We start from the raw sequence: 13,858 nt of genomic DNA, 5'->3' as shown, positions 1-13,858 counted from the left end.
GTGTCGTTTTGTGCCACAATGCGCCGAGGCGGCGCCGTTTTTTGTCAGAATTGAATCACAATACGCTAGTATGATTTCTTGTGCCAGCGGTCACATTTTTCCGCCGGCCCCACAGGGAAAACGCTCTTGATGACCTCGTTCACTCTCAGCTCCGATGACTGGTTAACGCGTGAAACGCAGTTCGCTGCCTTCGCCACCGGGCCGCTGCTGGACTTCTGGCGGCTACGGGAAGAAGGCGAGTTCAGCGGCGTGGACGGCGTGCCGATCCGCTTTGTGCGTTTCAGTTCCGCGCGGCATCAGCGCGTGGTGGTGGTCAGCCCCGGCCGCATCGAAAGCTACGTGAAATACCCCGAGGTGGCCTACGATCTGTTCCACTGCGGTTACGACGTGGTGATCGTCGATCATCGCGGCCAAGGGCGTTCCGGGCGTTTACTGGCGGATACGCACCGCGGTCATGTGGTAAACTTCGCCGACTACGTGGACGATTTCGAGCAGCTTTGGCAGCGCGAAGTCGAGTCGCGCGGTTACCGGCAGCGCTTCGCGCTGGCGCATTCGATGGGCGGCGCGATCCTGGCGCAGTTCCTGCAACGCCGGCCGCAGGCGTTCGATGCGGCGGCGTTTTGCGCGCCGATGTTCGGCATCCAGTTGCCGATGCCGGGCTGGCTGGCCGACCGCATCCTCGACTGGGCGGAGACCCGTCCGGCGATCCGCGACTACTACGCGGTGGGCACCGGCCAGTGGCGGCCGCTGCCCTATGTGGTCAACGTGTTGACCCACAGCCGCGAACGCTACCGGCGTAGCCTGCGCTATTACGCCGATTACCCCGAGCTGCAGGTGGGCGGACCGACCTACCATTGGGTGCGGGAGAGCATCCGCGCCGGCCGGCAGATTATCGCGCAGGCCGGGGAGATAACAACGCCGCTGTTGCTTTTGCAAGCCGGTGAGGAACGGGTGGTTGACAACCGTTCGCACCAGGCTTTTTGTCAGGCTCTGTCAGACGCGGGGCGCCCTTGCGAAGGGGGGCTCCCGCTGGTTATCAACGGCGCACGCCATGAGATCCTGTTCGAGCGGGACGCGATGCGCGCCGAAGCACTGAACGCAATCCTGCGCTTCTTTGCTCAACACTTAGGTGGCGCGCTGCCGCCGACAACTCCATCAGAGGTTAGAACATAACGCTATGTATCACGTCGTCGCTTCCGATTTAGATGGCACGCTGCTGTCTCCCGACCATACCCTGTCGCCGTACGCCAAAGAAACGCTGAAGTTGCTGACCCAGCGCGGCGTGCATTTCGTGTTTGCCACCGGCCGCCACCACATCGACGTGGCGCAGATCCGCGACAGTCTGGAGATCAGCGCCTTTATGATCACCTCCAACGGCGCGCGGGTGCACAACACGGCCGGCGAGCTGATCTTCAGCCACAACCTGGACGAGGATATCGCCCGCGATCTGTACGGCATGCTGCACGACGATCCGGAGATCACCACCAACGTCTACCGTAACGATGACTGGTTCATCAACCGCGAAAGCCCGGAGCAGGAAGAGTTCTTCCAGGAGTCGGTATTCAAATATCAGCTGTTTGAGCCGGGCCTGCTGGAAACCGACGGCGTCTGCAAGGTTTACTTTACCTGTGAAGATCATGAGCGGTTGCTGCAGGTGGAAGACGCCATCAACGCGCGCTGGGGCGATCGGGTCAACGTCAGCTTCTCGTTCCCGACCTGTCTGGAAGTGATGGCGGGCGGCGTGTCGAAAGGGCATGCGCTGGAAGAAGTGGCCAAGATCATCGGCTATACGCTGCAAGAGTGCATCGCCTTCGGCGACGGTATGAACGATCTGGAGATGCTGTCGATGGCCGGCAAGGGCTGCATCATGCGCGACGCGCATCAGCGCCTGAAGGATATGCTGCCGGAGCTGGAAGTGATCGGCTCCAATGTCGATAACGCGGTGCCGCACTACCTGCGCAAGATGTTCCTCTGAAATAACCAGGCCGTTTCTCTGAAATAACAAGGGCGCCTTGCGGCGCCCTTGGCATTACTTGTGCTGGCCCTGCTTCTGCAGGAACTGCACGCCCTTGTCCGGGAAGTCGGTGAACACGCCGTCGACGCCGGCCTGGTTGTAAATCACGTCATACAGTTGGTTCACGTCGGTCACGTACTTCGGCAGCGCATCGGCGCGGATGGTGAACGGATGCACCGCCAGCTTGCTGGCGTGCGCTTCTTTCACCATGTCGGTCAGCACGATGTGGCCCGGCTTGGATTGATCCGCCACCACCAGCATGTGGTAGTCCGGCCCGATACCGTCGGCATACTGAGCGATTTTCTTCATCGCACCCGGTTTGAACATCCAGTCGTAGTCGTATTCTACCCACTTGCCGTCGGCTTTCTGCTCGTAGGTTTCCTGCCAGTCGTTATAGGCGATCAGCTGCACCAGCTTCAGATCCATGCCCAGCTTCGGCTCCAGCTCGTTCTTGATGCGCTTGAGCTCGTTGGCGTCGAAGCACTGCAGGTAGACGTTGTCGTTCTTGCCGGTGTAGCCGTACTGCTTGAGCACCGCCAGCACTTTGCTGGAGATGTCTTTGCCTTCCTGCTTGTGGAACCAAGGCGCTTTGATTTCAGGATAGATGCCGATGTTTTTGCCGGTCGAATGGTTCAGACCCTGCACGAACTCGATCTCTTCCTGGAAGGTGTGGACGCGGAAGTCGGATTTGCCCATCGGGAAGCGGCCAGGGTAGCCCTGTACCTTCTTGCCGTTTTCGATGTCAAAGCCTTCGGTGAACTTCAGCGATTTGATCTCCGCCAGCGTAAAGTCGATGGCGTAATAACGGCCGTCTTTGCGTGCGCGGTTCGGGAAACGTTCGGCGACGTCGGTGACGCGATCGAGGTAATGGTCGTGCAGCACCACCAGCTCGTTGTCTTTGGTCATCACCAGATCTTGTTCGAGGTAATCGGCGCCCTGCGCGTAGGCCATTGCCTTCGCCGGCAGAGTGTGTTCCGGCAGGTAGCCGCTGGCGCCGCGGTGGGCGATCACCACTTTGTCCGCCGCCTGGGCGGCGCTGACCATTGAGGTGGCGAGAATGATCCCTGTCAGCAGGGCTTTGACTTGAGTCCGCATTCCGTTTTCTCCGTGTTGTTGGGGGCAGGGTAGTAAAAAGGCCGCAGGGCGGCCTTTAAATCATGCAAAAGTCGTGTGACGGTTAGCCGCGCTTGCCGGCAGCGATTTCCGCGTGGTGTTTCTTCTCGTTCAGCATGGTCAGCAGCAGCAGGATAACCGCCAGCACGCCGCCGCCGATCATCACCATGAAGCCGCCGTCCCAACCGAAGAAGTCTACGGTGTAACCGACGATGGCGCTGGCCGCAACCGAACCGCCCAGGTAGCCGAACAGGCCGGTGAAGCCCGCGGCGGTGCCGGCGGCTTTCTTCGGCGCCAGCTCCAGCGCGTGCAGGCCGATCAGCATCACCGGGCCGTAGATCAGGAAGCCGATGACCAGCATACAGATCATGTCCACGGTCGGGTTACCGGCCGGGTTCATCCAGAACACCACGGTGGCGATGGTCACCAGCGTCATGAAGAACACGCCGGTGGCGCCGCGGTTGCCTTTGAACACTTTGTCCGACATCCAGCCGCACAGCAGGGTGCCCGGGATACCGGCGTATTCATACAGGAAGTAGGCCCAGGAAGACTTGTCCAGCGCGAAGTGCTTCACTTCTTTCAGGTAGGTCGGTGACCAGTCCAGAATGCCGTAACGCAGCAGGTAGACGAACACGTTGGCGACAGCGATGTACCACAACAGCTTGTTCGGCAGGATGTACTGCATGAAGATCTGCTTGGCGGTCAGCTCTTCTTCGTCTTTTTCGCTGTAGTCGTCCGGGTAGTCGTTTTTGTACTCTTCAATCGGCGGCAGGCCGCAGGATTGCGGGGTATCGCGCATCAGGGCGAAGGCGATCAGGGCCACCAGGATGGCGCCGAAGGCCGGCATGTACAGCGCCGCGTGCCAGTCGTTGAACCAGGCCATGCCCAGCAGGAACAGCAGCGGCGGCAGGCCGCCACCCACGTTGTGGGCGCAGTTCCAGATGGAGACGATGCCACCGCGTTCTTTCTGCGACCACCAGTGCACCATGGTGCGGCCGCACGGCGGCCAACCCATGCCCTGGAACCAGCCGCACAGGAACAGCAGAACGAACATCACCGCGATGCTGGAAGTTGCCCACGGTACGAAGCCCATGAACAACATCACCGCCGCCGCCAGGATCAGGCCGGCAGGCAGGAATACTCGCGGGTTGGAACGGTCGGAAACCGAACCCATGATGAATTTGGAGAAGCCGTAGGCGATAGAGATGCCCGACAGCGCGAAGCCGAGGTCGCCGCGGCTGAAGCCTTGTTCGATCAGGTAAGGCATGGCCAGGGTGAAGTTCTTACGCACCAGATAGTAGGCGGCGTAACCGAAGAAGATCCCCAGGAAAATTTGCCAGCGCAGCTTACGGTAGAGCGGATCTACCTTATCGCTCGGCACACGGGCGATGTGTGCGGCTGGCTTAAAAATACTCAACATGAGCGCCTCCGATGGCTTTATCTGTTATCACATCAATATGACCTTTTACGTTCATTTGATGATTGAGCGGATATCGAATGTGGTGTTTTTGTGTTCCATAACGAGCGCCATTGTCATCAAATACGCCTGGTGTCGCTGTGACGAATGGCGCAATTGTTACACTTTCATGAAACCACGGCGGATTTTGAGCGATTCGTTAACGTTATGAAATAGAAAAACGTCCAAAAATCGTGATTATGATCACATTGATGGTTTTTTGTGGTCATTTTTATTTCGTTTTATGTTCGTTATTGTTCCTTATCAAACAAAGACCCCAATAACCGTGGCTCAATAGGCTCATAACTACCGATCCTGAGGGAGCGACATGAGCAGCTATTTTGACGGCGGCGAAACGGATGTGATCATCATCGGCGGCGGCGCCACCGGCGCAGGCATTGCCCGCGACTGTGCGCGGCGCGGCCTGCGATGCATTTTGCTGGAGCGCCACGACATCGCCACCGGCGCCACCGGCCGCAACCACGGTTTATTGCACAGCGGCGCGCGCTATGCGGTGACCGACGGCGAGTCGGCGCGCGAGTGCATCGAAGAAAACCGCATCCTGAAACGCATCGCGCATCACTGTATCGAGCGCACCGACGGGCTGTTCATCACCTTGCCGCAAGACTCGCTGGACTATCAGCAGCAGTTTATCGCGGCCTGTCGCCAGGCCGATATCGACGCCGAAGCGATCGACCCGCAGCGGGCGCTGCGGCTGGAGCCGGCGGCTAACCCGGCGCTGATCGGCGCGGTGCGCGTACCGGACGGCACCGTCGATCCCTTCCGGCTGACCGCCGCCAACATGTTGGACGCGCGCGAGCACGGTGCGCAGATCCTGACCTACCACCAGGTGGTGGGATTGTTGCGCAGCGGCGATCGGGTAACGGGCGTGCGCGTTTACGACCATCAGAATCAGCGGCGCTATGAGCTGCACGCGTCGGTGGTGGTCAACGCCGCCGGTATCTGGGGCCAGCAGATCGCCGAATATGCCGATTTACGCATTCGCATGTTCCCGGCCAAGGGAGCGCTGCTGATCCTCGGCCATCGCATCAACAACATGGTGATCAACCGCTGCCGCAAACCGGCGGACGCCGACATCCTGGTGCCGGGCGACACCATCTCGCTGATCGGCACCACCTCGACCCATATCGACTACGACCAAATTGACAACATGCTGGTGACCCCGCAGGAGGTGGACATTCTGATCCGCGAGGGGGCGCTGTTGGCGCCCACCCTGGCGCAGACCCGCATTCTGCGCGCCTATGCCGGGGTGCGGCCGCTGGTCGCCAGCGACGACGATCCCAGCGGGCGCAACGTCAGCCGCGGCATCGTGCTGCTCGATCACGCCGCCCGCGACGGGCTGGAAGGGTTTATCACCATCACCGGCGGCAAGCTGATGACCTACCGCCTGATGGCGGAGTGGGCCACCGACAAGGTGTGCGAAAAGCTTGGCGTAAACCGTCCGTGCACCACCGCGCAGGACGCGTTGCCCGGATCCCGCCAGTCGGCGGAGGAAACGGTGCGCAGCGTGGTTTCACTGCCCGCCAGCATCCGTGGCTCGGCGATTTACCGCCACGGCGATCGCGCCAGCCAGGTGCCGGCGGCCGATCGGCTCGACACCAGCCTGGTGTGCGAATGCGAGGCGGTGACCGCCGGGGAAGTGCGTTATGCGGTCAATTCGCTGACCGTCAATAACCTGGTGGATCTGCGCCGCCGCACCCGCGTCGGCATGGGCACCTGCCAGGGCGAACTCTGCGCCTGCCGCGCCGCCGGGCTGCTGACGCGCTTTAACGTCAGCACGCCGCAGCAATCCATCGCGCAGCTGTCGCAGTTCCTCAACGAACGCTGGAAAGGCGTACGGCCGATCGCCTGGGGCGATGCGCTGCGCGAGAGCGAATTTACCAGTTGGGTTTACCAGGGGTTATGCGGGCTTGAAGCCCAGGCCGACCAGGAGCAGGAGGCAGATGATGCGATTTGACGTCGTGGTGATTGGCGGCGGTCTGGCGGGCCTGAGCTGCGCCATTGCCGTGGCCGAACAGGGCAAGCGCTGCGCGGTGGTCAGTTCTGGCCAGAGCGCGCTCTACTTCTCCTCCGGCTCGCTCGACCTGTTGGCGAGATTGCCGGACGGCACGCCGGTCGAGATGCCGCTGGCGGCGTTGCCGCAGCTGGCGCAGCAGGCGCCGCAGCATCCGTATGCCCTGATCGGGCCCGGCCGGGTGGCGGCGCTGTCCGCTGCCGCACAGCGGCTGCTGGAGCGCTGCGGGTTGAACCTGCAGGGGGAGGGAACCAATAACCATCTGCGCATTACGCCGCTGGGCACGCGCCGCGCCACCTGGCTCAGCCCGCAGGCGATCCCGACGCTGCCGCTGACCGGCCAACTGCCGTGGCGGCGCATCGCGGTGATCGGCATCGAAGGGTTCCTCGACTTCCAGCCGCAGATGGCCGCCGATTCCCTGAGCCGCGAGCTTGGCGTGCAGACGGACGTGGCCTATCTGCACATGCCGGCGCTGGACAGATTGCGCAATAACCCCAGTGAGTTCCGCGCGGTGAACATCGCCCGGGTACTGGATTTGATGGAAAGCCTGCCGCCGATGGCCGAAGAGCTGCGGCGGCTGGCGGGCGAGGCCGAGGCGCTCTTCCTGCCGGCCTGTCTGGGCCTGGAGGACGATGCGTCGCTGGCGGTGTTGCAGGATGCGGTCGGCAAACCGATCCGACTGCTGCCGACGTTGCCGCCTTCGGTGCCCGGCATGCGCTTGCATCAGGCGCTGCGGCGGCGTTTTCAGCAGCTGGGCGGCATTTTCATGCCCGGCGACAGCGTGCTGCGCGCCGAGAGCGAGGCCGGCCGTATCACCGGTTTGTACACCCGCAACCACGGCGATATCCCGCTGCGAGCGCAGCAGGTGGTGCTGGCCAGCGGCAGCTTCTTCAGCAATGGGCTGGTGGCCGATTTCGACCGGGTGCGTGAGCCGATCTTTGGGCTGGACGTACACAGCCGGGCGGATCGCGCCGACTGGAGCCGACGCGAGCTGTTCGCGCCGCAGCCTTACCTGCAGTTCGGCGTGCGTACCGACGGCAGGCTGCGGGCGATGAAGCAGGGAGTGCCGTTCGACAACCTGTACGCCATCGGCGCGGTCGCCGGCGGCTACGATCCGCTGCAGCAGGGCTGCGGCGCCGGCGTGTCATTGATCGGCGCGCTGCACGTCGCGCAGCAGATCGCCGCGGAGGAGAACGTATGAGCCTGCATCGGGACCACAGCTTTGAAAGCTGCATCAAATGCACCGTCTGCACCACTTACTGCCCGGTCGCCAAAGTGAACCCGCTCTACCCGGGGCCGAAACAGGCGGGGCCGGACGGCGAGCGGCTGCGGCTGAAAGACCCGGCGCTGTACGACGAAGCGCTGAAATACTGCACCAACTGCAAGCGTTGTGAAGTGGCCTGCCCGTCCGACGTCAAAATCGGCGACATCATTCAGCGCGCCCGCGCCGATTTCGCCCAGAGCAAGCCGACGCTGCGCGATGCCATCCTCAGCCATACCGATATCATGGGATCGCTGTCGACGCCGTTTGCGCCGATCGTCAACGCCGCCACCGGGTTGAAACCGGTGCGCAAGCTGCTGGACAAGGCGCTGAAGATCGATCACCGGCGCGAACTGCCGAAATATTCCTTCGGCACCTTCCGCCGCTGGTACCGGCAACAGGCGCAGGCTCAGCAGCGTTACGCCGAGCAGGTGGCATTCTTCCACGGTTGCTTCGTCAACTATAACCACCCGCAGCTGGGCAAGGATTTGGTCCGGGTGTTCAACGCGCTGGATATCGGCGTGCAACTGCTGAAACGCGAGAAATGCTGCGGCGTGCCGCTGATCGCCAACGGGTTTATCGAGCAGGCTAAAAAGCAGGCCAGGGTCAATGCCGAATCGCTGCAGGAAACGGTGCTGGAGCGCGGCATTCCGGTGGTGGCGACCTCATCGAGCTGCACCTTCACCCTGCGTGACGAATACCCTCATCTGCTGGACGTAGACACCACTGCGGTGCGCGATCGGGTGGAGCTGGCGACGCGCTATCTCTATCGCCTGATCAATCAGGGGCGCAGCCTGCCGCTCAAGCGCACGCCGCTACGGGTGGCTTATCACACGCCTTGCCATATGGAGAAGATGGGCTGGACCGCCTACACCCTGGAGCTGCTGCGGCAGATACCGGGGCTGGAGCTGGTGGTGCTGGATTCGCAGTGCTGCGGCATCGCCGGCACTTACGGGTTCAAATCGGAGAACTATGCCACGTCGCAAGGCATCGGCGCGCCGCTGTTCCGGCAGATAGAAGAGAGCGGAGTGGATCTGGTGGTGACCGACTGCGAGACCTGCAAGTGGCAGATAGAAATGTCCACCAGCAAACGCTGCGAACACCCGATCACCCTGCTGGCGCAGGCGTTGGCATAAAAACTAAAGGGCCGGCACGCCGGCCCTTTGTGGGATTACTGCTTCAGTTTCAGGGTGGAGATGATGCCTTCGGCTTCGGTCTGCGCCTGCTGCTGATTGTCTGCCGGCAGCGTTACCTGGATGGTCAGCATGTTGTTGTTCAGCGAGCCGATCAGAACGGAGGAATAGGCTTTTTCGCCGCCGCTGGTGATGATACTGTCCAACTGACGCAGCGGCACGCCGTTGACGTCGAGCGCCTTGTTGGTGATCACCTGCAGGTTGGCGTCACGCGCGCGCTGGGTGTTCTCCAGGCGCTTGGCCAGAGTCTCCAGGCTGTCGGCGGTCTTGTCGCCCAATATGACGATCACCGCGCGCTGGCCGGTGCTGTCTGCGTAAACATGCATGTTGTTGGCCTGGTTGCCCAGCTTGCCGCTCTGATCCGCCATGCCGACCGGCAGGGTGAACGCCAGTTTACCGTCCAGCAGGCTTACCTGCTGCCCGGCCGGCGCGCTGGCCGCCGCGCCGTCTGGCGCTGCCTTGGTGTCTTTGGTGTTGCCGTCGCAGGCCGCGAGGCCAAGCGCCAGCAGGCTGATACCCATCAATTTCGCTACTTTACGCATCGGGCTTCCTTCTTCCTTTCCGGTAGGGATTCACTGTCGTATCGCAACCTATTCCAGGTTGAAATGCAAGGCAGATGTTGTCACAAGTTTTTTTCCAGTAATAGCCGATAATCAGCCACTTCGCCTTTCTTTTCCAGTTGAACAATCTGATAGTGGTGGGTGAGCAGCATCGTCAGCATGGCGCGGAACCGGTTACGGGTTTTGACCGTCAGTTGGCGATAGCCCTGCGCCCGAGCCCAGCGTTCCTGTTCGGCCAACAAGGCCTGCGCCACGCCGTGGCGACGGAATGCCGGCAGCACGCCACCCAGCCAGCTGTAAAACACCGTTTCCTGCCGTTGATAACCGAGTTTGAAACCGGCCGGCTGCCCGTCTATCTCGGCGATCAACAGGCTGGCGGGGGCGGTGCCGATGCGCTGCTGCAGATCGGCCAGGCTATGCAGGCCGCCGAATTCGGGGATGCGTTGATAAAGGCGGTGGATTTCTTCGAGCGTGGCGGTGCGGACGATTGGGGTCATGAGCGGCCTCCAAGGATAAGGCCGCCCAGAATAGCATGGCTCAGCTCGGCTGCAGGCTGCCGCTGCGCGCCGCGATGCGTTTGAGCAGCATGTTCAGCAACACGCCGTACATCGGCAAGAAGAACAGCAGGCAGATCATCACCTTGAAGCTGTAATCCACCAGCGCAATCTCCACCCAGTTGTTGGCCATGAAGGGATCGCTGCTCTTGTAGAAGGCGATGAAGAAGAACGCCAGCGTATCGCTGATGTTGCCGAGGAACATCGCCGCCGCCGGCGCCACCCACCAGGCGCTGCGTTGGCGCAGACGGTTAAATACGTGTACGTCGAGGATCTGGCCGAGCACATAGGCCATAAAGCTGGCCACGGCGATGCGCGCCACGAACAGGTTAAAACTGCTCAGCGCCGCGAAGCCCTGCCATTCTCCCTGATAGGTGACGGTGGAGATCACATAAGAGATGAACAGCGCCGGCACCATCACCGCCAGGATAATACGTCGCGCCAGCGGCGCGCCGAAGATGCGCACGGTCAGATCGGTCGCCAGGAAGATAAACGGGAAGGTAAAGGCGCCCCAGGTGGTATGGAAGCCGAAAACGGTGATCGGCAGCTGCACCAGGTAGTTGCTGGAGGTAATGATGGCGATATGAAACAGCGAAAGCCAGACCAACGCCGTGAAGCGCTGCTGTGCGGTAAACGAATACATGTTGTAGCCTTTTTAGCAGTGGGGTGAGGGAACCCAGTGTGTCTTGTCAAAACAGCAAAAAACGCTGCGCGGCGGCATGATACGCGTTTGCGCAACCAATGCAATGGTTAAATTTAACGCAAACGTTAACGCATCTTGCGCAGAAAAACTACCGGCGTAAACTAGGCGCTAATGAGATGCGGCGAGCGTTCGCCGATCGTGTTGAACGAGAAAAATTGCATGACTGACTTATTTGCCCAGGCAGACCAGACGCTCGACGCGCTGGGGCTGCGTTGCCCAGAACCGGTGATGATGGTGCGTAAAACCGTGCGCCATATGGACAACGGCGAAACGCTGCTGATTATTGCCGACGATCCGGCCACCACCCGCGATATCCCGGGGTTCTGCCGCTTTATGGAGCATACGCTGGTGGCGCAGGAGACCGAGCAGGCGCCATACCGTTATCTGCTGCGTAAAGGCGTATAACGGCGGCGCGGCCGAGTTAAAAGTTCCCTCCCCCAATGACAACGGGCGCGGTATGCCGCGCCCGTGTTTGTTTCAGAGCTTAGCTGCGCTTTCTCAACAGCCGCAGCGCGTTGGCGGTGACCAGCGCGGTGGCGCCGGAGTCGGCCAGCACTGCCAGCCACAGCCCGGTTAACCCCAGCAGGCTGGTGATCAGGAAGACCCCTTTCAACCCCAGCGCGATGGTGATGTTTTGCCGGATATTGGCGTGGGTGGCGCGCGAGATGCGGATCATTTCCGCGACGCCCACCAGTCGGTTGTGGGTCAGGGCGGCGTCGGCGGTCTCCAGCGCCACGTCGGTGCCGCTGCCCATGGCGATGCCGATGTTGGAGGCCTTCATCGCCGGGGCGTCGTTGATGCCGTCGCCGATCATCGCCGTCGGGCGCAGTTCGCTCAGTTCGGTGACCGCGCTGACCTTATCTTCCGGCAACAGACCGGCACGATAGTCGAGGCCCAGCTCGCCGGCGATCGCCGCGGCGGCGCGCGGGTTATCCCCGGTCAGCATCACGCCGCGAATACCCAGCGCGTTCAGTTCGGCTATCGCCTGTTTGGCGTCGCTGCGTAGCGTATCACGCAGCGCCAGCAAGCCGATGGGCGCGCCGTCTTCCAGCACCACCACCGCCGTTTTACCGGCGTTTTCCAGCTTGTCTACCTGGCTCTGCCATTGTGTGGCGAGCAGGCCCGGCGCCAGCTTGCCCGGCGCACTGATCAGCACGGTCTTGCCGTCCACGATCCCTTCCACACCGACGCCGGCCAGCGCGCGGCGCGCCTGCGCCAGCGGCAGCTCAGCCCCGCTTGCGGCGGCGCGGTTGATGATCGCTTGCGCCAGCGGGTGATGTGAACCGGCCTCTACCGCGGCGGCAAGCTGCAACAGCCGTTGTTCGGTCAGCGCGCCGATGGGCAGCACGTCGGTGACCGTCGGCTTGCCTTCGGTCAGGGTGCCGGTTTTATCGAAGGCGATGGTTTGAATCTGGCCCAGTTGCTCCAGCGCCGCGCCGCCTTTAATCAGCGCGCCGCGCCGCGTGGCGGCCGCCAGCCCGGATGTGATGGCCGCCGGCGTCGAGATCACCAGCGCGCATGGACAGCCGATCAGCAGCAGCGTCAGGCCGCGATAGATCCAGGTCTCCCACGGCTGCGAGAACAGCAGTGGCGGTACCAGGATCACCGCGACGGCCAGCAGCATGATGGCTGGGGTGTAATAGCGGCTGAAGCGATCGAGGAAGCGTTCGATCGGCGCGCGGCGTTCTTCGGCCTCTTCAATAAGCTGCAAAATGCGGTCGATGGCATTTTTGCCGGGCTCGGAAATCACCTTCATCTGTGCCGCCTGATCGACGGACAGGCTGCCGGCGGCCACTTTTTCCCCTTGTTGACGCTCGACCGGCACCGATTCGCCGGTCAGGGCGCTTTCGTCAAAGCTGGCGAACGGATTGAGCAGCTCGGCGTCGGCCGGCAGGCGCCCGCCGGGCGCGATTTCAATCACATCGCCAGGGCGCAGGCTGGCGACCGGCACGCGTTTGCGTTCCGTGCCTTGCAGCAGCAGCGCATCTTCCGGCACCAGCTCCATCAGCGCCTTCACCCCGCGCCGCGCACGGTTGGCGGCGTAGGATTCCAGCAGCTCGCCGACCATAAACAGCAGCAGCACCATCGCCGCCTCGGCGGTGGCGCCAATAAACAGCGCGCCGATGGCCGCCACGCTCATCAGCGTTTCGATGGCGAACGGCGTGCCGGAGCGAATCAGACGTAGCGCCTTGGCGGCGACCGGCGCCAACCCGACCAGCGTGGTGGCGATAAAGGCGATGCGACCCAGCTCCGGGTTAATCCGATCCAGCACCCAGCTGACCACCATCAGGGTAGTTAACAACAGCAGCGGCGCAAATTCGCCGAAGCGCGAGGCTTTTGGCGCGGCATCTTTGGCGGTCTGAGTGCCGAGCAGGGTAAAACCGGCCTGGGCGACCGCGTCCTGGATCCGCAGGCTGAGATCGGACTGTGCGTCGACCACCAGTTTTTCAGTGGCGAACAATACGCGTGCGCTGTCAACGCCGGGGAGCGCGGTGACGGCATTTTCGATTTTCTTGGCGCAGCTGGGGCAGTCCATACCGGTGACTTTCCAGCTGAAACGTTGGCTGCCGGAAGGGGGAGCGGCGGCCAGCCTGTCGCTTTCCTCGTCCGGATCGTCGGGGGCGGCGGTGCAGCAGCCGCTATCGCCATGATCGTGATGATGGTGGGCGTGTTCGGCCTGTACGGCTGCGCTTTTCGGCTCGCTGCTGCAGCCATGCTGCGTTTTGCTGTGGCTGTGGTTGCAGCCGCACCCGCCTTCGGCGTGGTGATGTTCCTGATGATTATGGTTTTGCTGATTGTGCATAACGTCCCCCTTCGGGCTGTTAAACGGGTTTGCTCAGCTGACTCTACACCCTGGAGTCCACTCCAGAGTCAAGCGCCGGATGAGAATTATTGCTAACGGCGTTCGGGCGTAGAAAAGGGGGATTCATTCAATAATGAATAATGCGAATTTAAATATATCGGCTTTT

General features: G+C 61.8%; 12 protein-coding genes. 6 read left to right on the top strand and 6 right to left on the bottom strand.

Annotated elements, in window-relative coordinates:
• The first annotated feature begins 129 nt into the window (after positions 1-129).
• Positions 130-1,173 (top strand): lysophospholipase L2, encoded by a 1,044-nt coding sequence (gene pldB, locus N6G83_RS29480; protein WP_197819581.1) that lies wholly within the window; start codon positions 130-132, stop codon positions 1,171-1,173.
• Positions 1,174-1,177: 4 nt separating this feature from the next.
• Positions 1,178-1,975 (top strand): sugar/pyridoxal phosphate phosphatase YigL, encoded by a 798-nt coding sequence (yigL, locus tag N6G83_RS29475; protein ID WP_025304881.1) that lies wholly within the window; start codon positions 1,178-1,180, stop codon positions 1,973-1,975.
• A 54-nt stretch (positions 1,976-2,029) separates the two neighbouring features.
• On the opposite strand, the gene glpQ is transcribed toward yigL, so the two are convergent.
• Both glpQ and glpT read right to left on the bottom strand, forming a co-directional pair.
• Positions 2,030-3,109, bottom strand: coding sequence for a glycerophosphodiester phosphodiesterase (gene glpQ, locus N6G83_RS29470; protein WP_025304882.1), 1,080 nt, complete (start codon positions 3,107-3,109; stop codon positions 2,030-2,032).
• 82 nt (positions 3,110-3,191) lie between these two features.
• The gene (gene glpT / locus N6G83_RS29465) at positions 3,192-4,547 is read right to left on the bottom strand and encodes a glycerol-3-phosphate transporter (protein ID WP_025304883.1); all 1,356 of its coding nucleotides are present in this window, start codon (positions 4,545-4,547) and stop codon (positions 3,192-3,194) included.
• Between the two features lie 364 nt (positions 4,548-4,911).
• On the opposite strand from glpT, the gene glpA reads away from it, so the two are divergent.
• The 3 genes from glpA to glpC are packed head-to-tail and all read left to right on the top strand — an operon-like array spanning position 4,912 to position 9,015.
• Complete coding sequence (gene glpA / locus N6G83_RS29460; protein ID WP_260515967.1) at positions 4,912-6,561, top strand: anaerobic glycerol-3-phosphate dehydrogenase subunit A; 1,650 nt, start codon at positions 4,912-4,914, stop codon at positions 6,559-6,561.
• Positions 6,551-7,819 (top strand): glycerol-3-phosphate dehydrogenase subunit GlpB, encoded by a 1,269-nt coding sequence (glpB, locus tag N6G83_RS29455; protein ID WP_060434789.1) that lies wholly within the window; start codon positions 6,551-6,553, stop codon positions 7,817-7,819. The genes glpA and glpB overlap by 11 nt, the downstream gene beginning before the upstream one ends.
• Positions 7,816-9,015 (top strand): anaerobic glycerol-3-phosphate dehydrogenase subunit GlpC, encoded by a 1,200-nt coding sequence (gene glpC, locus N6G83_RS29450; RefSeq protein WP_033645005.1) that lies wholly within the window; start codon positions 7,816-7,818, stop codon positions 9,013-9,015. The genes glpB and glpC overlap by 4 nt, the downstream gene beginning before the upstream one ends.
• A gap of 35 nt (positions 9,016-9,050) precedes the next feature.
• On the opposite strand, the gene N6G83_RS29445 is transcribed toward glpC, so the two are convergent.
• The 3 genes from N6G83_RS29445 to N6G83_RS29435 form a co-directional block, all read right to left on the bottom strand.
• Positions 9,051-9,614, bottom strand: coding sequence for a DcrB family lipoprotein (locus tag N6G83_RS29445; protein WP_025304887.1), 564 nt, complete (start codon positions 9,612-9,614; stop codon positions 9,051-9,053).
• A gap of 80 nt (positions 9,615-9,694) precedes the next feature.
• On the bottom strand, positions 9,695-10,129 hold the full coding sequence (locus tag N6G83_RS29440) for a GNAT family N-acetyltransferase (protein WP_043142199.1): 435 nt from the start codon (positions 10,127-10,129) through the stop codon (positions 9,695-9,697).
• 40 nt (positions 10,130-10,169) lie between these two features.
• The gene (locus N6G83_RS29435) at positions 10,170-10,829 is read right to left on the bottom strand and encodes a 7-cyano-7-deazaguanine/7-aminomethyl-7-deazaguanine transporter (protein ID WP_025304889.1); all 660 of its coding nucleotides are present in this window, start codon (positions 10,827-10,829) and stop codon (positions 10,170-10,172) included.
• Between the two features lie 219 nt (positions 10,830-11,048).
• Between N6G83_RS29435 and tusA the strand changes: the two genes are divergently transcribed.
• Positions 11,049-11,294, top strand: a complete 246-nt coding sequence (gene tusA / locus N6G83_RS29430; RefSeq protein ID WP_025304890.1) for a sulfurtransferase TusA — start codon at positions 11,049-11,051, stop codon at positions 11,292-11,294.
• A gap of 79 nt (positions 11,295-11,373) precedes the next feature.
• Here tusA and N6G83_RS29425 read toward each other — a convergent pair whose 3' ends face one another.
• Positions 11,374-13,692: a zinc/cadmium/mercury/lead-transporting ATPase gene (locus N6G83_RS29425; RefSeq protein ID WP_060448389.1), complete on the bottom strand. Its 2,319-nt coding sequence runs from the start codon at positions 13,690-13,692 to the stop codon at positions 11,374-11,376.
• Positions 13,693-13,858 lie beyond the last annotated feature (166 nt).

This window comes from Serratia sp. PL7 (assembly GCF_945957435.1).
Note: the sequence above shows the minus strand (reverse complement) of the source record. Positions and strands in the feature narration are given on the sequence as shown.